Origin of the sequence: Bartonella queenslandensis (assembly GCF_018155095.1) — a bacterium.
In the GTDB taxonomy this organism is placed as follows: Bacteria; Pseudomonadota; Alphaproteobacteria; order Rhizobiales; family Rhizobiaceae; genus Bartonella; species Bartonella queenslandensis_B.
On the sequence record NZ_NAAI01000001.1, the window covers coordinates 26491 to 52195 of the forward strand.

The 25705-nt window shown below is 38.7% G+C and carries 8 protein-coding genes; all 8 read left to right on the forward strand.

The window, feature by feature from the left end:
• Positions 1–543 precede the first annotated feature (543 nt).
• The 8 genes from B5V81_RS00085 (at position 544) to B5V81_RS00150 (ending at position 25689) form a co-directional block, all read left to right on the forward strand.
• Positions 544–7134 (forward strand): Vomp family autotransporter, encoded by a 6591-nt coding sequence (locus tag B5V81_RS00085; RefSeq protein ID WP_212111016.1) that lies wholly within the window; start codon positions 544–546, stop codon positions 7132–7134.
• An 836-nt stretch (positions 7135–7970) separates the two neighbouring features.
• Positions 7971–18416 carry a Vomp family autotransporter gene (locus B5V81_RS09010; protein ID WP_280527991.1) on the forward strand — a complete coding sequence of 3482 codons (10446 nt, stop codon included), beginning with the start codon at positions 7971–7973 and terminating at the stop codon, positions 18414–18416.
• A complete protein-coding gene (locus tag B5V81_RS00125) occupies positions 18413–19015 on the forward strand; it encodes an invasion associated locus B family protein (protein WP_212111018.1) in 603 nt (200 codons plus the stop codon). Before B5V81_RS09010 ends, B5V81_RS00125 begins: the two co-directional genes overlap by 4 nt.
• 962 nt (positions 19016–19977) lie before the next feature.
• A complete protein-coding gene (locus B5V81_RS00130) occupies positions 19978–21288 on the forward strand; it encodes a Ppx/GppA phosphatase family protein (RefSeq protein WP_212111020.1) in 1311 nt (436 codons plus the stop codon).
• A gap of 30 nt (positions 21289–21318) precedes the next feature.
• Positions 21319–22047 (forward strand): RlmE family RNA methyltransferase, encoded by a 729-nt coding sequence (locus tag B5V81_RS00135; protein WP_212111024.1) that lies wholly within the window; start codon positions 21319–21321, stop codon positions 22045–22047.
• 173 nt (positions 22048–22220) lie between these two features.
• The gene (obgE, locus tag B5V81_RS00140) at positions 22221–23246 is read left to right on the forward strand and encodes a GTPase ObgE (protein ID WP_212111026.1); all 1026 of its coding nucleotides are present in this window, start codon (positions 22221–22223) and stop codon (positions 23244–23246) included.
• Between the two features lies 1 nt (position 23247).
• Positions 23248–24387, forward strand: a complete 1140-nt coding sequence (gene proB / locus B5V81_RS00145) for a glutamate 5-kinase (protein ID WP_212111399.1) — start codon at positions 23248–23250, stop codon at positions 24385–24387.
• 45 nt (positions 24388–24432) lie between these two features.
• Positions 24433–25689, forward strand: coding sequence for a glutamate-5-semialdehyde dehydrogenase (locus B5V81_RS00150; protein WP_212111027.1), 1257 nt, complete (start codon positions 24433–24435; stop codon positions 25687–25689).
• Positions 25690–25705: the final 16 nt, after the last annotated feature.

Here is a 25705-nt window from a genome sequence, read left to right on the forward strand (position 1 = left end):
AACAAAATGTATTGAGCAAAATTATTTCGCCCTTGTCTTTATTTAAGATAAGGGCGAAAGTTTGTTTTAATAAGAAATCAATAAAATTAAATAATTAAATCAAAGAAGAACATTACAGGTAGATGAATAATAAAGAAAAATGCACCATTAATGCTAAAGCTCTATTTTAATTTATAATTTCATAAGGATGAAGTTTCACATACTAATCGTTTTTGCTTTTCACGAAAAAACAATTCAAAAGAGCATAAAATTAATATGTTGCTCAATTTTACAAATAAAAACTCGCCATCATAGCATGAGAATATGTTTTTACAAATTTATCTCAATGATTCTATTTCCCCAATAACCTACCACCGCAAACATAAAACAACCAAACACCTTCGAATTTTCTAATGGTTTTTTTGTTACAGCTTCACACGGAAATAACCTCTCCCACCAATTTTAACAGCTAATTTATAAAGATTAAATATTATAAATTGAAATATGTCTTTTTTGTGTCATAAATATGGGTTGATTTGATTTTTTTTCATTGGGGCACTTGTGATGAAAGAATTATCTATCATATCAAAGAGGAATGATTGGGATTACGGATATTTCTCTCGGAATTTATTTAAAAATCTTTTGTTTGGAACCACAGTCGTTGCATTTTTATCAAATACTTCTCCCACTTATGCAAAAAATTTTGATATAATAGAACTGCTTCTTCAAGTTTTAGAGAAGGCAACAGCGGTTTATTCTCAAGAAAACGATAGAAATGTTTTTTCTGCTTACGATCATTATAACCCTTATATAGGCTTCTTTGATGGTAGTAGTGTATCAAAAGTAAGTTATTTAACAGTGCTGAATACAGCAAGTGCATCAAAAGTGAATACTTCTAGTGATTATATAAGTTTTTTAATCACTATGCTTTCCAAAAAAGGTAAGATTGCTGTCAATGTTTTGGACAAAGATAGCGATTCTATACAGCAAGCTACGCAAAAAGAATCAAATGCATTTATACAGAAAAATTTAGTGTCTTCTGTTGATGATGATTATGGAAATGATACAGCTCTCTTAAATACGCTTCGTTCGTCGGAAGAAAACTATCCAATACAAGTGAGTGGAAATCCGTTTGCAAGCGCAAGAGCTGGGTCAAATTCTACTGTTTTGGGTCAAGGGGCGAATGCAGCAGGGCAGGAAAGTGTTGCTATTGGTTTTAAGTCTCAAGCAACGCAACAATTTGCTATTGCTTTAGGTAATCAGGCACAGGCGACAAAAAAAAATAGCATTGCTATAGGTTACATGGCTCACGCTATGGGGGTAAGCAGTACCGCACTGGGTTCTGAATATAATGAAAAGAGCCAACACGAACAAGAGAATGATTATACAACCGCCAAAGGTGATTATTCAACAGCTTTGGGTTCTGTTTCTAGAGCTATGAAACAGGGTGCAACTGCTGTTGGTCATCGTGCAAAAGCAGAGGGTGAAAACGCTATTTCTATAGGATTTTATTCGAAGGCACTGGCAGATTATGCTATTACTTTGGGGGCAAATTCAGATGCAAAGGAAAAAAAATCTATTGCATTGGGTTATTCTGCAAAGGCAGAACAAGAGAACGCCATTGTTTTAGGTTCTCATGCAAAAGCAAGCGTTACGGGCGGTGTTGCTATAGGAGCGGATTCTATAGCTGATGTTGCAGCTGGTGTTGAGGGTTATAGTTCTCTTGAGAAGAAGGGGGAAGAAGCTGATTTTGTATGGAAAAGTACACAAGGTGCAGTTAGTATTGGTGATATCTCTAAAAAAATAACACGACAAATTGTAGGTGTAGCTGCTGGTACCGCAGATACTGATGCGGTAAATGTTGCGCAGCTAAAGTCGTTGCAAACCTATGTAGACAAAGGTTGGAAGCTGTCTGTTGATGGTAAAAATGCTCAAGTTGTTTCTATAGACGACTCGATAGATTTATCAGCGGGAAGTACCAACCTTAACATTACCAAAGGCGAAAAGGACAATAATGTAAAATTTGATTTAGCGAAGGAAATTACACTAAATAAAATAACAGCAGGAGCAAATACCCTAGACGCAACGGGTTTGATCATTACCAATGGTCCCAAAATAGTAACGAATGGTATTGATGCTGGAGGTAAAAAAATAACAGGAGTAGTAGAGGGTACTGAGGCGAATGACGCTGTGAATTTTTCACAATTGCAGAAAATTGAAAAAGAAGTTGAACAACAAGTAGCAGCCAGTAGCTTCGTGAAACAGGATCCTAAAACGAAAGATATCACCATTGGTAAGGATACAGATGGCACTGTAATTAATTTTCAAAACAAGGATAATGGAAATCGAACCATTTCCGGTGTGATGGGTGGAGAAATTTCTAAAGATTCAATTGAGGCGGTAAATGGTTCTCAGCTTTTTGAGACAAATGATAAGGTTGCGACCTATTTTGGCGGTGGTGCTAGCTATAAAGGTGGCGCATGGAACGCTCCGACTTTTAACATTAAAACTGTTAAGGAAGGTGGCGAAACGGAAAATAAAGAATATCATGATGTAGCGGAAGCTTTGACTGGAGTTAGCAGTTCTATCGCGAATGTTCAGAATAAATTTACTCAGCAAATTAACGATGCCGTTACCAATGTGAAAGGCGATAGCCTTGTTAAGTGGAATGATGAGATAAAATTAATCAAGATAGGGGAAGAAAAAGAAGGCGCTGAAATCGATATTACAAATAAGGATGGTGGTGATCGGACTATTTTGGGTGTGAAGTCAGCTACAAAGGATAATGAAGCTGTAAATTTTTCACAACTGAAGGAACTAAAAGAACAAGTAGCAGCCAATAGCTTTGTAAAACAAGATACGCAGACGCAACACATCACCATTGGTAAGGATACAAGCGGAGATAAAATCGATATTGCTAACAATGAAGATGAGAAACGTACTCTTACAGGAATAAAAGCTGGTGCGCTCTTAGAAAATTCAAATGAAGCCGTTATTGGTTCACAGCTTTTTGCGACAAATAATGATGTTACAACGCTCAAAAATAATTTTTCTGAAGTAAAGACGAGTGTAACGGGGGTTCAAACAAATCTATCAACAATAGCTAAAAATACATCGCAATATTTGGGTAGTGATGCTGATGTATTGAATGGTAAGGCGCCTACCTATACTGTTGAAGGTAAGTCTTATAATGATGTTGCTAGTGCTTTTTCTGGTGTGAGCCACTCTTTTACAGAGGTAAAACAACAGATTACGAATGTGAATAATTCGATTACAAATGTTGAAAATCAAATTAAAAATGTGGTGAGTGATAGTCTTGTTAAACAGGATGAGCATACGAAGCACATCACCATTGGTAAGAATACAGAAGGTGATAAAATTGATATTACGAACAAAAATGGTGATAAGCGTACTTTTACGGGTATAAAGGATGGCACGCTCTCAGCGGAGTCGAAGGAAGCGATTACCGGTTCACAACTATTTACGACAAATCAGAAAGTAGATAATGTCTCCACTAATCTCCAAACCGCTGCCACGAATATAGCTGAGACCTTTGGAGGAAATGCCAAATATCAGGATGGCAAATGGGCTGATCCAACTTTTACGCTTAAAACTGTTAACGGTGAAGGCAAGGAAGAAGATAAGACTTATAAGAATGTAGCGGAAGCTTTAACAGGAATTGGTACTTCTTTTACAAATGTTCAAAATAAAATTGGCAAGGATATTGCCAACCAAATTAATAGTGCAATTACTACTGTACAAGGTGAAAGCCTTGTTAAGAAAGATAAAGAAACAAATAATATCAATATTGGTCAAGAAGTAGAAGGCGGTATCATCAATATTACCAACAGCAAAAATGAAAAACGAATTCTTACTGGTATAAAGGATGGTGCGGCAGATGCTGATGCAGTGAATTTTTCACAGCTGAAGGGTATCAAGCAAGAGATCAAAGACAAAGTAAAAGAGGTTCAAGAACAGGTAACAGCCAGTAGCTTCGTGAAACAGGAGGATGGAACAAAACATATCACCATTGGTAAGGATACTGATGGTGATAAAATTGATATTGCCAATAACAAAAATGAAAAGCGTACTCTTACCAGTATAAAAGATGGCGCTCTTTCAAAAGATTCAAACGAAGCCGTTACTGGTTCACAGCTATTTACGACAAATCAAAATGTGACAACTGTCTCCACTAATCTTCAAACTGCTGCCACGAGTATAGCAAAATCCTTTGGAGGGAGTGCTAAATATGAAAATGGCATATGGAGTGCTCCAACTTTTACGCTTAAAACCGTTAAGGATGATGGGGGCTCTGAAGAGAAGATTTATAATAATGTCACGGAAGCTTTATCTGGAGTTGGTACTTCTTTCACAAATGTTCAAAAACAAATAACTGAACAGATTAATTATGTGATTAACAAAGTGGAAAGTGAGAATCTTGTACAACAAGAGGAAGTAACAAATAATATTACCATTGGTGCAAAAATAGAAGGCAGTATCATCAATATCACCAACAAAAATAGTGAAGATCGGACGCTTTCTGGTGTGAAGGAAGCAACAAAAGGTAATGAAGCGGTTAACAAAGGTCAACTTGATACAAGTATCAAAGAAGCAAATAATGAAATAACGAATAAGTTTAACGACTTTACCGAAAACGTAACGCATATTACACAACAAGTTAAAGGCGATGCTTTATTGTGGAGCGAGACTGATAAGGCATTTATTGCTGATCATGGAGAGGGGAGTGCAAAAACAAACAGCAAAATCACCCACCTTTTAGAGGGGGGAATTTCTTCTAGTTCAAAGGATGCAATTACGGGTAGTCAGCTTTATTCACTGGGGAATGCAGTTTCTGCTTCTTTAGGCGGTGGAGCGAGCTATGAAGAGGGAAGTTGGATTGCTCCAACTTTTACAGTGAACAAATTTGATATTAAAGGCAATGCAACACAAGAAGATTATAAAAATGTTGCTGATGCTTTGTCAGGTTTAAGCACTTCTCTCACAAATACTCAGAATAAAATGACCAATGAAATTGCTCATGTAAAGGATGAACGTCTTGTTAAGCAAGATGACAAAACAAAGCTTATCATGATTGGTGGAGAGAAGGATGGTACTGTAATCAATATCGCCAACAAGGATAAAGAGGATAGAAGGATTTCTGGTATAAAGGCGGCTGAGAATGCGAATGAAGCAGTTAACAAAGCACAGCTTGATAAGCTCGATAAGAAAATTGAGTCTACGAATTCTTTTGCAGTTTTTTATGATAAACAGTCGGATGATACTGTTAATTATAAGAGTGTGACTTTTGGTGGCAAAAATAAAGAACCTGTTGCTTTACATAATGTTGCTAATGGTGCGCTTTTGCAAGAATCACATGATGCAATTAATGGGGGGCAAATTACAAAAATATTTCAGCAGGTCGTTAAATATTTTGGTGGGAATGCAGCCTTTAAAGAAGGTATTTTTACGGGACCAATTTATAAATTACTCAGTATTTCTGAAAATGGGGCGGTAGGAGAAACAGACCATGATAATATTGTTTCGGCATTTGAAGGTCTTGATACAAATATAAAGAATGTAAACAAGCGTATTAAGGAAGTCTCAGAAGGCATTAGCGATGATTCTTTATTATGGGATAAGAATAAGGAAGCTTATGTTGCTCTTCATGGGGAGGGAGAAACAAGGGAAAACAGTAAGATTACCAATCTGAAGGATGGTGATATTACAGCAAACTCAAGTGATGCAGTAAATGGTTCTCAACTTTATTCTTTAAACGAGCAATTAGCAACCTATTTTGGTGGTGGCGCTGGTTATGATAAGCAAGGAAATTGGCAAGCTCCAAATTTTAAAATCAAGCAGTTTGGTGAAGATGGAGCCTCTGAAGAAAAGAGCTATAGCAATATTTCTGATGCATTGAGTGGGATTGGAAATTCTTTCACAAATATTCAGAACAAAATTACCCATGAGATTAGCAAAATAGAAAGTGAGAATCTTGTTAAGCAGGATGAAAAGACAAAACGTATCACGATTGGTGGTGAAAAAGATGGGAGTGAACTCAGTATTGCAAACAGTGCGAGCGGTGTGCGTAGTCTTTCTGGTGTAAAAGCAGGGCTTCTGATAGAAGAATCCACGGAAGCGATCAATGGTTCCCAGCTTTATTCGGTAATCAATGTACTTTCTAGATATTTTAGTGGGGATGCGGGATACAAGGATGGAAAATGGTTAGCACCAGGCTTTAAGGTTGCACAATTTACTGCTGCTGGTGTGTTAAGCAAAAAGGAGAACTATACCAATGTTGCCTCTGCATTTGAAGGTGTTAACGAAAGTATGACAAAAATCAACAATCGTATTCATGATTTTGAACAGAGTGTTTTCTCGGGTGGTTTAAATTGGAGTGAGACAGAAAAAGCTTTTGACGCGCGTCATAAAGGTCAAGACAGTAAGATTAAGCATGTAGCGGACGGTGAAATATCAGAAAGCTCGAAAGAAGCTGTTAATGGCAGACAACTTTGGCAGACGAATAAGAAAGTTAAAGAGGTTGAAAGCCATGTCAATATGATTGATAAGCAAGTAAAAGATATTGCTAGTGTGGCAGATATTGCTGTTAAGTATGATAAAGGGACTGATGGCAAGAAAACGAATAAAGTAACATTAGTTGGTATGAGTGAGAGTGATCCAGTATTGATAGATAATGTAGCGGAAGGTCGCATTGAAAGCGGTTCGAAAGAAGCTGTTACAGGAGGTCAATTGCATGATTATACGAATAAGCAGATGAAACTCGTTCTTTCTGATGCAAAGAAATATACGAATGAGCGTTTCAAGGACATTGTCAATAACACGGTCGACGATGTTATTCATGAGACAAAATCTTATACAGATGTAAAGTTTGAAGCGTTAAGGTATGAAATTAAGGAAGTTCACAAAGAATCCAAACAGGCAGCAGCGATAGGTTTAGCGGTATCGAACTTGAGTTATGAAGATACGCCAGGTTCTTTAAGTTTATCGATAGGAACGGGGACATGGCGCAATCAATCAGCTTTTGCTGTTGGAGCAGGTTATATGTCTGAAAATGGCAGAATTCGTTCTAATATATCCGCTACGAGTTCTGGTAGGCATTGGGGCATAGGAGCGGGTTTAAGAGTAAAATTGAATTGATAGAAAGTCGTTAAGATTATTGCTGCGTTCTGCATTTATACTTTTTTATGAAGAATAAGGAGTATTTTAGCTTTAGAATGAGCTTTATAGAGCAACATACTTATGAATTCTCATTATTTTTCTAAAATTTTTTACTTAAATTGTTGAAAAAAGATCACATATTTCTGTAAAAAATATTCAAAGCGATAAAAATTGTTATTTTTTTGTTGCTATTTTATTATAGAGGGGTTAGTGCAACATAAAGTATATTAGTAAGACTCATTTTGATCGAAATAATAATTCAAAAGGGGGGAAGAGGTAGTGTATAAACTGTAAATACTGTAAAAACAGAATTTACATAGCCGCACTCCATTTAACAAAACAACAACCTAGCTAGAAAAATTTCATATTTCTAAAGAAATTTAAGGTTTTTTTAAATATTTAGCTTTTCATTTACTTGAATACGAAAGAAATAACATTCCTTAATAAAGATACATAGCACCAACAAAAAAACATTGCTAAAAACTTTATTAAGTAACCAAACACCTAATAAGTAAAATGCTCTAATGTTTAAAACCCTCAAAGATCTTTTTCCAAGCCTAAAGAGTAAACCGTAACCCAATATTTTATTAGAGTCTAAATGTGTCTTTTTTATGTTCTTATAAACATATTTCCAAAATTTCTCATTTAGATCTCGTTACAGAAAGCACACACAAAACACGACAAAAGACTCAAAACGTCTTTATTCAAAGAGCCACTCTCAATTTCCAAATTTACCTGAGCGAATGGCTAACAGAAAAATATGTCTTTTTTATGTTTTGGATGGGTTTTCAGATTTTTTCATTGGAGAGTTTGTTATGAAAAAATTATATGCCACACAAAGAGCGCGTACTTTGAAAGTTTTTCGTTTTTCTTTTGTGAAAGCGCTTTCATTAGCCACAGCGACTACATTTTTATCAAATATTTCTCCTGTATTTGCTTCGAATCTTGCGATAACAGGAGCAAAGGTTTTGAGTCAAAATGATCCAAATGTAAATTATCCTAAAGGCAGTCATGGCAGTATTGTTCTTTCTGGTGATGATGATTATTGCGGTGCGGATAATGTTATTGGTCGGGGAGGAACCACTAAGCGTGGTGGGAAGAAAATAACTGCAGAAGAAGAATATCGGAGATTTCTCGAAGAAGTAAAGTTTGGAAATTTTTCTCCTTATAGTCACAGCGATAAGCAACTAGTTTGGACTGGTAATGGGCAAACCAGTGGGAATATTGGTTATATGGGAGGTTTGACTGGTGGTGATGCGAATATAATGCCTGAGGCTTTTGGTGTTTATTCTTTTGCCACTGGTTGTGGATCTGCGGCACAGGGGAGTTATTCAACAGCATTTGGTGCAAATGCAACGGCCCTTACGGGAGGGTCATTAGCCTTTGGTGTTGCGTCGCTTGCTGCTGGAAAGGTGAGCATTGCTGTGGGTGTAGGATCGGAAGCAAAAGGAGATTCTTCTGTTGCTTTAGGTGGGCTGGCAAATGCAGCAGGGGAGATAAGTGTTGCTATTGGTCATAAGGCACAATCAACAGGAAAATTTGCTATTACTATGGGTGATCAGGCGCAGGCGACAAAAGAAGATAGCTTGGCTATAGGTCGCATGGCGCATGCTTTGGGGAAAAGCAGCACCGCACTAGGTTCCGAATATAATGTAAAAAGTGAACACGGGGACAATGATTATACCACTGCTCAGGGTGATTATTCAACAGCTTTGGGTGCTGTTTCTAAAGCTTTGGGGTATGGTTCAACGGCCGTTGGTCATCGTGCCTATGCAACGCAAAAAGACGCTGTTTCTATAGGATTTTATTCAAGAGCAAAAGCAGATCACGCTGTTGCTTTAGGTGCTGATTCTATAGCGACCGTTGAAGCTGGTGTTGCAGGTTATAGCCCTTTTTTACAGGGTGTAGCGACAGATACGACCTTTACATGGAAAAGTACTTATGGTGCCGTGAGTGTTGGTGATATTACTAATGGCAAAACACGACAAATTGGAGGAGTCGCAGCAGGTAGTGCGAATACTGATGCAGTGAATGTTGCGCAGCTAAAGTCATTAAAAATGTACGTAGACAAAGGGTGGAAACTATCTGTTGACGGTAAAAATGCTAAAGCTGTGGGGATAGACAATACGGTAGATTTTGCGACAGGAAGTAACAACCTTAGCATCACCAAAGGCGAAAAAGACAATAACATAAAATTTGATTTAGCAAAGAACATTACACTAGATAGTGTAACAGCGGGGAAGAACATTTTTGATGCTACGGGCTTGAAAATTACAGATGGTCCGCAAATCACTACTGCTGGTATTAATGCAGGTAGTAAAAGGATTACAAATGTAGCCAATGGTACGGATACGACCGATGCGGTGAATTTTGGACAATTAGACAAAGCAAAAAAAGAAGTTCAAGAACAAGTAGAAAAACAAGTTCAAGAAGTCGAAAAGCAAATTGCATCCAATAGCTTTGTAAAACAGGATGCTGTGACACAACACATCACCATTGGTAAAGATACAGGTGGTGATAAAATTGATATTACCAATAATAACAAAGAAACACGTACGCTTACGGGTATAAAGAATGGTGACATCTCAAAAGATTCAAAAGAAGCTGTCACTGGTTCACAGCTTTTTGAGACAAATCAAAGTGTAAATACTGTTTCCAGTAATCTCCAAACTGCTGCCACAGATATAGCCAAGTCCTTTGGTGGTGGTGCTGGATATAAAGATGGCAAATGGACCGATCCAACTTTTACAGTGAAAACTGTTACCGATGAAGGCAATGAAGAGAATGCAACTTATCATAACGTAGCTGAAGCTTTAACAGGGGTTGGAACGTCTATTACGAATGTTAAAAATGAGATTACCAAAGAGGTTAATAATACGATTAACACTGTTAAAGGCGATTCCTTATTGTGGAGTGCAGATGATCAAGCCTTTAGTGCGCAGCACAAGAATGAGGGCGCAAAAGCCAATAGCAAGATTACACATCTTTTGGATGGTAATATTGCGTCTGGTTCAACAGATGCCATTACGGGTAATCAACTTTATTCTTTAGGTGATAAGGTTGCGACCTATTTTGGTGGTAATGCTCGTTATGAGAATGGCGTATGGACCGATCCAACCTTTAAAATTAAACGCGTTAAAGCTGATGGTACAGAAGATGAACAAAATTATACAAGTGTAGCCGCAGCTTTTGAAGGTGTTGGTACTGCTTTCACGAATATAAAAAATGAAATGACCAACCAGATTAATAATGCGATTACCAATGTACAAGGTGATAGCCTTATTAAGAAAGACCCAAAGACAAATTACATCACGATTGGTAAAGAAGTAGCTGGTGGTGAAATCAATATTGCTAACAACGCAAACGAAGCACGAACCCTTTCCGGTGTGAAGGATGCGGTGAAAAATAATGAAGCTATCAACAAGGGGCAGTTTGATAAAGGTATCGAAAATGTCAGTAAAGACATCACGAATAAGTTCAATGACTTTACGCAAAACATAACGAATATTACGCAACAAGTCCAAGGTGATGCTTTGTTATGGAGTGAGAGTGAGAATGCCTTTATTGCGGCTCATGGTAAGGATGATGCAAAGACCAATAGTAAAATTACACATCTTTTAGATGGTAATATTGCTTCTGACTCAACAGATGCCATTACAGGTAAACAGCTTTACACTTTGGGTGATAAGGTTGCTCAGTCTTTCGGTGGCGATGCTCGTTATGAGAATGGTGAATGGACATCTCCAACATTTAAAATTAAAACTGTTAACGGAGAGGGTGAGGAAAAAGAAGAGACTTATAAGAATGTATCTGAAGCTTTAACGGGAGTTGGTACGTCTATAACGAATGTTCAGAATAAAGTTACTGAACAGATTAATAATGTGGTTTCTCAAGTTGCCGCCAATAGCTTTGTACAACAAGATGATACAACAAAGCGTATAACCATTGGAGCAAAAGAAGAAGGCAGTGAAATCAATATTGCCAACAAGAATAATGAAGATCGTATACTTTCCGGTGTGAAGGAAGCGACAAAGAATAATGAAGCTGTTAACAAAGCTCAGCTTGATACAAATATCAAGAAAGTTGAGGAGAAATTAGCAGAGGCAGTTGGTAATGTGACACAACAAGTTCAGGGCGATGCTTTATTGTGGAGCAATACTGATAACGCCTTTGTAGCAGATCATAAGAAGGATGGAGTAAAAACAAAGAGTAAGATTACCCATCTTTCGGACGGTAATATTGCTTCTGGCTCTACAGATGCAGTTACAGGTGGACAACTTTATTCGATGAACGAGCAGCTTGCGACCTATTTAGGTGGCGGTGCTGGCTATGATGAAAAAGGAAACTGGAAAGCGCCAAGCTTTAAGGTAAAAACAGTTAAGGCTGATGGTAACTCTGAGGAGAAGAACTATAGCAATGTATCAGCTGCTTTTGAAGGTGTTGGTACTTCTATCACCAACGTTCAGAATAAAATTACCAATGAAATAACCAATCAGATTAATCATCTTCAGTCAGATGATTCAGCGGTTGTTCATTATGATAAACAAAAGAATGGAGCCATTGATTATGCGAGTGTAACGTTTGGTGGGAAAGATAAAACCCTCACAGCACTTCACAATATTGCTGATGGTCAGATTGCGGATAAATCACATGATGCAATTACAGGTGGACAGATTAATAGCATTTCTCAAGATGTTGCAAGGTTTTTAGGTGGTGGTGCAGCATTTAGTGGTGGTGCTTTTACACAGCCCACCTATAAGTTATCTCAGGTTGATGCTAATGGTAAGGTAAATCCGACTGAGTTTAAAGACGTTGGCTCAGCTTTTTCTGGTCTCGATGAGAATATTAAGAATGTTAATGATCGGATTAAGGAAGTTTCAGAAGGCGTTGCACAGGATTCTTTAAATTGGAATGAACAAGAAAAGGCCTTTGTAGCGCAGCATGGGGTAGATGATAAAAAGGCAGATAGTAAGATTACGCATCTTAAAGCAGGAGATATTTCTGCTGCTTCAACAGAAGCAGTGAATGGTTCACAGCTTTATTATTTAGGCAACAATATTGCACAGTATTTTGGTGGTGGCACTGAATATAAGGATGGCAAATGGACAGCTCCAAGCTTTAAGTTTAAGACTGTCAAAGAAGATGGTGTTACCATTGAAGATAAAGAGTATGGTACAATTGCAGAAGCATTTACAGGTGTAGGAAGCTCTTTTGAAAAACTGCAAAAAGAGTTTAATCAAAGCATCACCAATATTACGCAAGAAGTACAAGGCGATGCTTTGTTGTGGGACAAGCAGGCAAATGCGTTTATTGCTCAGCATGGAGAGAAAGAAGGAGAAAAAACGAATAGCAAGATTACATCTCTTTTAGATGGAGCTATTTCCAAGGGGTCTACGGATGCAATAACAGGTGGTCAGCTTTATGGTTTGGGAAGCAGTGTTGCAAAATCCTTAGGTGGCGGAGCTGGTTATGAGAATGGCGTATGGACAGGTCCAAGCTTTAAGTTTAAGACAGTTAAGGATGATGGGAGTGAATCTGAAGAGAAATACGAGAATGTTTCTGATGCGTTTGCTGGAGTTGGTAATTCTTTCACGAATATTAAAAATGAAATAACCAATCAAATTAATCATCTTCAGTCAGATGATTCAGCGGTTGTTCATTATAATAAAACAGCACAGGGTGAAACTGATTATACGAATGTGACTTTTGGTGGTAAAGATAAGACAGCTGTAGGTCTTCATAATATTGCGGATGGTAGTATTGCTGAGAATTCACGTGATGCAATCAATGGTGGACAGATTAACAAAATCGGTGAGTCAGTTGCGAAATACTTAGGTGGTAATACAACTTTTACAAACGGTGTTTTTTCAACACCAACTTATAGCTTGTCAAAAGTTGAGGCAAATGGTTCAGTAGGAAGCGCTAGCTTTGACAATATTGGTTCAGCTTTTACAGGTCTCGATGAGAATATCAAGAATGTTAATAATCGTATTAAAGAAGTTTCAGAAGGCGTTGCACAAGATTCTCTGAACTGGAGTAAGGATTCAAATGCCTTTGTAGCGCAACATGGTGATAAAAAAACGAATAGTAAGATTACGTCACTTGCCAATGGAGAGATTAGTGCAACTTCAAGTGATGCTGTAGCGGGTAATCAGCTTCATACCTTAGGGAGCAATGTTGCAAAATCTTTAGGTGGTGGAGCTGGTTATGAGAATGGCGTATGGAATGCTCCAAGTTTCAAGGTTAAAACAGTTAATGAAGATGGTAGTAAAGTTGAAGATAAGGATTATAGTACTGTAGAGGAAGCATTTGCTGGTGTAGGTAGCTCTTTTGAGAAACTTCACAAAGAGTTTACTGAAAGCAACACAGCGGTTACTGAAAATATTCAGCAGAATGCCTTGTTGTGGAGTGATTCTGATAAAGCGTTTGTTGCTCAGCATGGGGAGAAAGAAGGAGCAAAAACGAATAGCAAGATTAAGTATCTTGCTGCTGGGGAGATTACGAAAGATTCCACGGAAGCAGTAATAGGTTCGCAGCTTTATTCCTTACAGGATCAGTTTGCAGGATATTTAGGCGGTGGAGCTGGTTATGACAAGGCAGGCAAATGGAATAATCCAACTTTTAAAGTTAATACAGTTAAGGATGATGGTGCCTCTGGAGAAGAAAGCTATAACAATGTAGCGGAAGCTTTTGAAGGAGTTGGTAGTTCTTTCACGAATATCAAAAATGAAATTACTAACCAAATTAATCATCTTCAGTCAGATGATTCAGCGGTTGTTCATTATGATAAAAAAGAAAAAGATGAAATTGATTATACGAATGTGACTTTGGGTAAGGGTAAAGATTCTTCCCCTGTTGGTCTTCATAATGTTGCTGATGGTAAGATTGCGGATAAGTCACATGATGCAATTACGGGAGGTCAGATCAATAGTATTGGTGATGATATTGCTAAGTTCTTAGGTGGTGATACATCCTTTAAAAATGGAGCGTTTACAGGTCCAACCTATAGATTATCTTCAGTTTCTAAAGAAGGTGAGGTTACGGGTAGGTCGTTTACTGATGTTGGCTCTGCTTTTACTGGTCTTGATGAGAATATTAAGAATGTGAATGATCGGATTAAGGAAGTTTCTCAAGGAGTTGCACAGGATTCTTTATCGTGGAGCAAGGATGACAATGCCTTTAGTGCCCAACATGGGGAAGATAAGAACAGAAAAGACAGCAAGATTACCCATATTTTGGATGGAAATATTGCTTCTGGTTCAACAGATGCGGTTACCGGTGGCCAGCTTTATTCGATGAATAATACGTTATCGAGCTATTTGGGTGGTGGCGCTGGTTATAAAGAAGGCAAATGGACTGCTCCAAACTTCAAAGTTAATACAGTAAATACTGCTGGCGATAAGGTTGAAGAGAAGAGTTATGATAGCGTTGCCGCGGCGTTTGAAGGAGTAGGAACTTCTTTCACCAATCTTCATAATGAAGTGACAAATGCTGTTACGAATATTAACAATCACATTAACGATGTGGTGAGTGATAGTCTTGTGAAGCAGGATGCTGATAGCAAGGTTATTAAGATAGGTGCAGAAAAAGGTGGTACAAGCATTAGCATTGCTAATAGTGGAGATGCCGCGCGGACCCTTACAGGCGTAAAAGCAGGAGCGCTTTCAGAAACATCGACAGATGCGGTGAATGGTTCTCAGCTTTATTCGATGAATAATACGTTAGCGAGTTATTTTGGTGGAGGTGCTAAGTACGAGAATGGTCAGTGGACAGCTCCAAGCTTTAAGATTCAGACTGTCAGTGAGGATGGTAGCAAGGTTGAAGAGCAGAGCTATAAAACAGTAGCTGAAGCGTTTGCAGGAGTAGGAAGTTCTTTCACGAATATTCATAAAGAGCTTAAGAATGAGATTAACCAAGTTGTGGGTGATAGTCTTGTTAAGCAAGATGATAAGACACATGACATTGCGGTTGGAGGTGAAAAGAGCGGTACGAAAGTTACGTTTGCGAATACTGATGGTGCAACACGGATTCTCACAGGTATAACAGCAGGAGAGCTTACAGAGGCATCAACAGAAGCCGTGAATGGTTCGCAACTTTTCGCGACCAACCAGAATGTTACAATAGTAACGAATGATCTAAAAACAGTTTCTGATAATACTTCGAAGTACTTAGGTGGTGGAGCTGATGTGGTTAAAGGTGTAGCGCCAAATTATACAGTGGAGGGTAAGAGTTATGAAAGTGTAGCAGATGCGTTTGGTGGTGTTGATCGTTCATTCACAGAGCTTCATAAAGAGATTACGCAAAACACGAATGAGGTTTCTGAAAATATTAAGCAGAATGCGTTGTTATGGAGTGATAAAGATCATGCATTTGTTGCAACCCATGGAACTGATGATGAGAAGAAAAACAGCAAGATCACGTCTCTTGCGAATGGTAGTGTCACGAAAGATTCAACGGATGCGATCAATGGATCTCAGCTTTATTCGATGAATAATACGTTGGCGAGCTATTTTGGTGATGGAGCTAAGTACGAGAATGATCAGTGGACAGCTCCAACTTTTAAAGTTTCACAATTTTCTGGTGATGGTAAGTCTTCTGAGGAAACATATAACAATGTTGCCGATGCGTTTGATGGTGTGAATAGCTCTTTCAAGGGTATCCATAATGAAATGACGAGTGCTGTCACGAATATTAACAATCAGATTAACAAGATTGTTAGTGATAGCCTTGTAAAGAAAGATGCTACAACGGACCTCATCACTATTGGTAAAGAAGTTGTTGGCACTGAAGTCAATATTGCCAACAAGGATCAAGAGGATCGTACACTTTCAGGTGTTAAGGCGGCAGTAAATGATAATGAAGCGGTTAACAAAGGCCAGCTTGATAAAAGTTTAGAACAACTTTCTAACAGTCTTCAGTCAGATGATTCAGCTGTTGTTCTTTATGATAAGAAGGAAAATGGTGAGACTGACTATACGAATGTGACTTTTGGCAAAGGTCAAAATGCAGCTCCTGTTGCTTTGCATAATGTTGCTGATGGTAAGATTTCTGAGAATTCCCATGATGCAGTTACGGGTGGACAGATTAATACAATTGGCAGTGATGTTGCAAAGTTTTTAGGTGGAGGGTCTTCCTTTAAAGGTGGAACTCTTACAGAACCAAGCTATAAATTAACTCAGGTTGATGAGAAGGGTGTAGCTAAAGAGGCAGAGTTTAAAGATGTTGGTTCGGCCTTTGCGGGTCTTGATAAGAATATCAATAATGTGAACAATCATCTTACGAATGTTGTTCAAGACTTTACTCAACAAATCACAGATATTACTGAGGAAGTTAAGGATGATGCATTGTTGTGGAGTCAAGATAAAGAGGCATTTGTTGCGACACATGGCGCTGATGGTGATAAGAACAACAGCAAGATTACGTCCCTTGCGAATGGTAGTGTCACGAAAGATTCAACGGATGCGGTGAATGGCTCTCAGCTATTTGAGACCAATCAACATGTAAGCACTGTATCTAAAACACTTGACACAGCGGCTACGGGTATAGCTAAATCCTTTGGTGGCGGAGCTAAGTACGAGAATGGTCAGTGGAGCGCTCCAATCTTTAAGGTTCACACTGTCAGTGAGGATGGTAGCAAGGTTGAAGAGCAGAGCTATGATGATGTAGCAAAAGCCTTTGCAAGTGTAGGAAATTCTTTCAGCAGTCTTCATAAAGAGCTTAAGAATGAGATTAGCCAAGTTGTTAGTGATAGTCTTGTTAAGCAAGATGAAACGACTAAGGTAATCAAGATAGGTGCAGAGAAAGAGGGTACAGAAATCAGCATTGCGAACAGTGACGGTGCAGAACGTCTTCTCACAGGCGTAAAATCAGGAGCGCTTACAGAAGCGTCGACAGAAGCAGTGAATGGTGGTCAGCTTTATTCGATGAATAATACGTTAGCGAGTTATTTTGGTGGCGGAGCTGGTTATAAAGAAGGTGAATGGACCACTCCAAGCTTCAAGATAGTGAGCTTTAAAGAGGATGGAAGTTCTGAAGAGACAAGCTATGATAATGTTGCAGCTGCTTTTGCAGGTATAAATACTTCTTTCACGAAGCTTCATCACGATCTTACAGACAATATTGAGCAGAATGCGTTGTTGTGGAGTGAAGCGGAAGGATCCTTTGTAGCTCTTCATGGCAAAGGTTCAGAGAAGCAGAATAGCAAGCTGAGCCATCTTGTTGATGGAGATATTTCGTCTGGTTCGACAGAAGCGATCACGGGTAACCAGTTGTATCAGTTGAATCAAACGTTAGCGCAATATTTTGGTGGTGGAGCGAGCTATCAGGGCGGACAATGGCGGGCACCCGACTTCAAGGTTGCGCAATTAAATTCTGATGGCAGTTCAGGTGATGATAAGGTCTATCATGATGTTGCTGGTGCCTTTGGGGGAGTGAGTGATGGTATGAAGAGTATCAATGATCGTATTAACGATGTTGCCAACAATCTAGATACGAACAGTTTGAGTTGGAATGATGAGTTAGGAGGCTATGATGGTCGCCATAATGGATCGGACAGTAAGATTACGCATGTTGCGGATGGTGAAATCTCTGAAGGTTCGAAAGAAGTTGTGAATGGAGGGCAGCTTTGGGAGACGAACCAAAAAGTTTCTGCGGTTGAAAATCGTGTAGAAAGCTTAGATCAACATGTAAAGGATGTTGAAAGTGCTGTTACGAATGGTGCTGTTAACTACGATAAGGATGCTGAAGGCAATAAGACGAATAAGATTACGTTAGTAGGCGGAGATGAGAGTGCGCCTGTATTAATAGAGAATGTGGGAGATGGTAAGATTGAAAAGGGCTCTCATCAAGCAGTTAATGGTGGTCAATTGCATGATTATACGGAACAGCAGATGAAGTTAGTACTAGATGATGCGAAGAAATATACGGATGATCAAGTAAGTAGTCTTGTCAATAATGGTGTTAATGAGGCGAAATCTTACACGGATATGAAGTTTGAGACGTTAAATTATGCTATTGAGGATGTCCGCAAGGAGGCAAGACAAGCTGCCGCTATTGGTTTGGCTGTGTCTAACTTACGTTACTATGATATACCAGGATCTTTAAGTGTTTCATTTGGTAGTGGTTTATGGCGCAGCCAATCTGCCTTTGCTATTGGTGCTGGTTATACTTCAGAAGATGGAAATATTCGCTCGAATGTATCTGTGACGAGTGCTGGAGGACATTGGGGCATAGGCGCTGGGATTACTCTGAGGTTGAGATGATAATAGAAAAAATGACTATTATTATAAACAAGAGAAGTATGTTAGTGAAGATTCTGTTCGCTTTTGCCTTAATAGGCAAAGGCGAAAGCTTGGCTAATGAGAATAATAGTATTTATACAATTCATCCACCGCACTTATCGATACCTAAAGGAGAACCAGGTGAAACACGTCGAATTATTATGCAGTTTTATGACTGGACTTTAATTTGTGATGAAAAACAAAAGCTTAAGCTTAAGCAAGGTATATGTAATGTGACACAGACTGTTCATGATCAGGAAGGAAATACTATTTTTAGTTGGTCTCTTGTTTCTACGACAAATGGTCAAGCAGTGATGCTTTTTCGCACATTGCCAAATTCTGATATAAATGTTCCGATTCAAATGTTTGTGAAAGGTGTAAAAAAACCTGTTCTTATTCGTTATACACAGTGTAATGAAACGGTTTGTTTGGCCCAATCACCTGTAGGGCCGCTTCTTACTCAACAAATAGAACAGGACAATACAGTACGTATTTCCTATAAACTTAAAGAGGGAAAGGTATTTTCTTTTACTGTGCCATTTAAAGGGTTAAACGCAGCACTTAATTCTTTGCGCCCTTAGAAATTTATTGAGAATTTTTAACAAGAGTCATTTTTCCGTAAATCATTATGTTATGTTTTAAAATGTAAATTATAAGGCGATGTCAGTGAGAAGTTTTATGTAATGTGATAGAAAGGTGATTTATTCAAAAAAAAATCGCGTTTTATGAAGTTAAAGTCATCATAAGAGCTTTATATAATAGAAAATTAGGTTAGAGATTTTCCACAAATCTGAGAGAGTAATTGCGTTAGTTGTTAGCAATAAAAAGTTATTAGAAATACTCAATTTTAAATAAATAACAATATGGTTTCCTTACAATAGGGCGCAGACTAAGCTCTTTTTTAAGGTTTCATATGGCGTTTTAGAACAGTCTGATTAGGCATTAATATTGTTCAATTGAAATATTATAATAACAGGTAATTTTATAATCCTAGAGAATTTTTGAACGATAGTTTTTCTTTGTATTCACGAGATAATGGCTACCGTAATTACATTTTGTAGGACCATGAAGCTGTTATTCTAGCATAATCAAAACCATTTTGTTGCATATAAGTTGCATATAACAAGTAAGCCTTGTGTATGAATAACGCGATTGAAAAAAGAAATTTTTCTCTTATAAAATATATCGATGTATAGATTGTTTCAACCTGAATCCTCAGCAAAGATTATGATAATGCTGGTTTGTTACAATAGAAGTATACTTCGTATCAATGATATAAAAATAGCACAATTTACAAAATTGATGTGAGCGTAAACGGTTAGTTTATCGTTTTAAGTTCATAAAGAGAAGTATGACTTCATGGAAGCAACCAAAAGATTATATAAAATCTGAATGATACGAGCGTAGAAATTTTTGATGATAAGAAAAAGAAGAATGGTTTCTTGTATTTTATCATTTGATGCCGCATTGTTGCTTTATTGAGGAATGAGCAGAAGAGTTTTTGCGTTTATTTATTGGGGGAAACGCTCAAGGGATAAGAGAAATGACCCCGTTAAATTATGGTTCAAAAGAGTCAAAGCAAGGAGAATCACACGATACCAAAGCAAATCAGTTGTATGATCAGTGTGGGAATAATAGAAATAATCGTTCTGCACTGTCACAAACAGAGGCATGCTCTGTCCTTGTTGATATAAAGAGACAACAGAGAAAAAGACATTGTAAGCAGAAACAGGTTTTAATTCAATCGAAGACAGCTTTTGAGTTGCATAGCCAAACAATGATAGGTGCTCAAAAAGCAAAAAAATGCCAAGCACCTTTTCTTCGACGATTCTCTCAAGTAAAATCTCCACCTCTTTATGCGGCGCTTGATTTAGGAACGAATAATTGTCGTCTTCTTATCGCATCTCCTAGTAAACCTGGATATTTTCGTGTTGTTGATGCTTTTTCTCGTATTGTACGATTGGGAGAAGGTTTAATAAATAATGGTTTACTTAAGACACAAGCTATGGATCGTGCGATTGAAGCATTAAAGATTTGTCGTTTAAAGCTAAAACAAAGGCATATTAAGCGTTATCGCTTGATTGCAACGGAAGCTTGCCGTTCAGCAGAAAATGGTAGGTATTTTATTCAGCGTGTTCTGGATGAGACTGGTCTTGAATTGGAAATTGTTGATCGGCAAACAGAAGCACGTTTCGCTGTTACAGGATGTAGTACGCTTGTTGAACCGAATACTGAGGCAATTGTACTTTTTGATATTGGAGGAGGATCATCAGAAATTGTGCTTCTTGATGTTTCTCAAAAGCGTTCTTTTTGTTTAGCAGGACAAATTACCGCTTGGACTTCTCTTCCTGTTGGGGTTGTTACGCTTGCGGAACGTTTTGGAGGGAATAATATTAATTTAGATGATTTTGAAAAAATGAAAAGTTATGTGCGAGGATTGTTAAATAATTTTTCGGATCGTTATAAATTGGGAGAATTAGCGCAAGGATCGAAGTTTCATCTTTTGGGAACCTCTGGCACAGTTACGACTTTAGCAGGGATGCATCTTAATTTAGAGCGTTATGATAGGAAGAAAGTGGATGGCATTTGGATGGATGATGCAGACATTACTCTTATGACAAAACGCTTATTGTCATGGGATATAGAAAAACGTGTCATAAATCCTTTTATTGGGCGAGAGAGAGCAGATTTAGTTTTAGCTGGTTGTGCAATTTTAGATGTTATTCGAGAAGTTTGGCCAAGTCAGCGTTTAAGAGTTGCTGATCGTGGCTTAAGGGAAGGAATTTTGATAGAGCTGATGTTACGTGATGGTGTATGGTGTCGACGTAGAAAGAGCAGAGATTTCAAGCGTTAGAGAATTAAATATGGAGACAATAGAATAACGATGAAAAAAACAACAAAACCCCCAACGGGTGGCTACGGAGGTTCAGGGTCACATGAATTATATCAGCGCGTAAAAAAGAAAGCTGGAACCATTAAAGCTTCATCACGGCGATGGTTAGAGAGGCATTTGAATGATCCTTATGTTCATCAATCAAAAGTAGATGGTTATCGTTCGCGCGCGGCTTATAAACTCATTGAAATTAATGAACGTTATAAGTTTCTGAAGAAAGGCCAAAAGGTTATTGATCTAGGGGCAGCACCGGGGGGATGGTGTCAGGTCGCTGAGCGCATAGTAGGGTCAAGTGATGAAAAACCTAGCGTCGTTGGCATTGATTATTTGCATGTGGATCCATTGCCTAGAGTTGCGATGTTAGAAATGGATTTTTTACATGCAGATGCACCGCAGAAATTAGTTGAAGCTTTAGGGACAAAACCGGATGTGGTTCTTTCTGATATGGCTGCGCCAACAACAGGTCATCGTCAGACGGATCATTTAAGAACGATTTATTTATGTGAAGTTGCAGCTGATTTTGCTCTTTCGGTTCTCAAGCCTGGGGGACATTTTTTAGCAAAGGCTTTTCAAGGAGGAGCAGAAAATACTCTTCTTGCAAGATTAAAACAGCATTTTAAAAAAGTCTACCATGTTAAACCACCTGCAAGCCGATCAGAATCAGTAGAGCTTTATCTTCTAGCGCTTGAATTTAAGGGAAAAACAAAAATACAAGAATAACGCCTTCTTTTAAGAAGACGTGGTTTTACTTAACCTATTTAAATGAGATGATTTTTTTCTCAAAGAGTTATCAGCAATAGTGACAGTTTTTCTGTTATCAATGATGAAAAACTGGTAAAATTAATGTATTGTCTATAGAGGTAGAGAGATTGATTCCTCAGTGAGTGTTTCCAATGAAATTTCTTGATCAAGCTAAAGTTTATATTCGTTCCGGTAATGGAGGTTCTGGAGCAGTATCATTTCGCCGTGAAAAATTTATAGAGTTTGGTGGTCCTGATGGAGGGAATGGAGGACGGGGTGGTGATGTCTGGGCTCTTGTTGTTGATGGGCTTAACACGCTGATTGATTATCGTTACCAACAGCATTTTAAAGCAAAAACAGGGGGACATGGCAAGGGGCGTAATATGACGGGTGAGAAGGGTGATGATGTCATTCTTAAAGTTCCGGTTGGGACGCAAATTTTTGAAGAAGATAATACAACGTTAATCTGTGATTTAACGGAAGTGGGACAGCGCTATCGCCTTGCAAAAGGAGGGAATGGGGGTTTTGGCAATCTTCACTTTACAACATCGACAAATCGGGCACCGCGTCGTGCAAATCCAGGTTTGGCTGGAGAAGAGCGTGCAATATGGCTTCGTTTGAAGTTAATTGCTGATGCGGGGCTTGTTGGCTTACCCAATGCCGGAAAATCAACTTTTTTAGCTTCTGTAACGGCGGCAAAGCCAAAAGTTGCAGATTATCCTTTTACCACTCTGCATCCTCATCTTGGTGTTGTACGAATTGATGGTCGTGAATTTGTTTTGGCTGATATTCCGGGGTTAATTGAAGGAGCCCATGAAGGGGTAGGAATTGGAGATCGTTTTTTAGGACATGTGGAACGTTGTCGTGTCCTCCTTCATTTGATTTCTGCTCAAGAAGAAGATGTTGCAAAGGCATATCAAATTGTGCGTCATGAACTTGAGTCTTATGGAAATAATCTCAGTGATAAGACTGAAATTGTCGCTTTAAGTCAGATAGATACACTCACGATTGAAGAGCGTAAAACAAAACAGGAAGCTTTGCGAAAAGTAACGAATCAACCTGTTATGATGTTTTCTGCGGTTAGCCGCGAAGGTTTAGAAAATGTATTGCGTGCTGGTGCACATATTATTGAAATGTCACGCAAAGAGGAGAACGGTGGGGATAGCAGGATTGATTGAGATGGCTGTTGGATTGCAAAAACTTACACACTATAAACGTATCGTGGTCAAGATTGGATCCGCACTTTTGGTTGATCCTCAGACAGGTTTACGCGTTGAATGGCTTAAAAGCTTGATTAATGATGTTGTTGAATTGCACAAGGAAGGCGTAGAGATATTATTGGTGTCTTCAGGCGCTATTGCTCTGGGTAGAACATTGCTGCAGCTTCCTAAGGGAGCTTTGAAATTGGAAGAAAGTCAGGCATGTGCTGCTTTAGGACAAATTGAATTAGCAAAAACCTATGGTGATGCTCTTGCACAGCATGGACTCAAAACAGGTCAGATTTTGCTCACTTTATTTGATACGGAAGAGCGAAGGCGTTATCTCAATGCACGTGCGACGATTAATATGCTTTTACGTTTTGGAGCAGTGCCTGTTATTAATGAGAATGATACTGTTGCGACAAATGAAATTCGTTATGGTGATAATGATCGTTTAGCAGCACGTGTGGCCACAATGATGGGAGCAGATCTTTTAATACTTTTATCTGATATTGATGGTCTTTATACAAAGCCTCCCCATCGTGATCCGACGGCTGAATTTATTCCTTTTATTGCGTCCATTACACATGATATCGAAAAAATGGCAGATGTTGCTGCTTCAGAGTTTTCACGGGGAGGAATGAAGACCAAGCTTGATGCTGGAAAGATAGCTAATGCTGCTGGAACGGCGATGATTATTACTTCAGGCAAACGTATGAATCCCCTTGCGGCGATTGATAAAGGTGAACGCAAGAGTTTTTTTGCGGCCGGTGAGAAATCTGTTAGTGCTTGGAAAACATGGATTTCTGGTCATTTAGATCCGTCTGGTATTTTGACGATTGATCAAGGAGCCATCAAGGCTCTTGAATCAGGAAAATCGTTATTAGCAGCAGGGGTTATTGCTGTTGAGGGAAGTTTCCAACGTGGGGATACGGTTGCCATTGTTGATACAAATGGTGTTGAGATTGCGCGCGGACTTGTGAGTTATGGCAAAGATGAAGCTGTACGCATTATAGGACGTAAAAGTGAAGAAATAGAATCTATTCTTGGGTATGAGGCACGCTCTGCTATGGTGCATCGCAATGATATGATTTTACGTTGCTTGACCAATTCTGTTTAAAAAAATTACTTTTGTTTTATTTTTTTTAGTAGAGTAAATGATACGATGACTTTAGAAGAACAAATGAAAGATATGGGGCAAAAAGCACGCTATGCTGCTGCAGCGTTGGCTGTTGCTTCTTCTGAGCAAAAGAACAATGCATTGGAAATGATTGCTTTAAGCTTAGAGGCTCACTCAGATGAAATTTTACGGGCGAATTGTCTGGATTTAGAGAAGGCTGCCCAGAATAACTTGAAAGCCGCAATGGTTGATCGGCTCAAGTTAGATGAATTGCGTTTGAATGCAATGATAGACAGTGTTCGCCAAGTTGCTCGTTTATCTGATCCTGTAGGGCAGGTCATGAGTGCGTGGACACGTCCTAATGGGCTTCATATAAGTCGTGTAAGGACACCTCTTGGTGTGATTGGCATTATTTATGAGAGTCGCCCAAATGTTACAATTGATGCGAGTGCTTTGTGTTTAAAAGCGGGTAATGCTGCTATTTTACGTGGTGGTTCGGATAGTTTTCATTCTTCACATGCTCTTCACTGTGCGTTGGTACAAGGTTTAGAGCGCTCTGGTTTACCTAAAGATGCGGTTCAAATGGTTGGAACGACAGATCGCACTGCCGTTGGGGAAATGCTCAAAGGATTGAACGGGGCGATTGATGTAATCGTGCCACGTGGTGGAAAGAGTCTTGTTGCGCGCGTTCAGTCTGATGCACGTGTCCCAATTTTTGCCCATTTAGAGGGGCTTTGTCATATTTATATTGATAAATCAGCAGATTTGGATATGGCGCGCAATATTGTTTTAAATGCGAAGTTGCGTCGAACAGGGATATGTGGTGCTGTTGAGACAGTTCTCATCGACAACGAAGCATTAAAAAAGTTTCTTCCCGTTTTGACTGCTTTACAGGAGAAGGGGTGTGAAATCCGTGCCACAGAAGATATTGCGTTTCTTCTGCCAGATGTAAAATTAGCCTCTGAAGGAGACTGGTCACATGAATATCTTGATGCTATTCTTTCTGTTAAAACGGTTGGAGGGGTTGAGGGAGCGATTGCTCATATTAAGCGTTATTCATCAGGACATACGGAATCGATTATTGCTGAGGATATGGAAGTGGTGAAGAATTTTTTTAATCATTTGGATTCAGCTATTTTATTGCACAATGCGTCCACACAATTTGCTGATGGAGGTGAATTTGGTTTTGGAATGGAAATTGGTATCGCAACAGGAAAAATGCATGCACGTGGTCCCATAGGTGTTGAACAGTTAACATCGTTTCAATATCATGTTAAAGGAAATGGTCAGGTTAGAGCTTGAAAAGTCCATTTTTTCC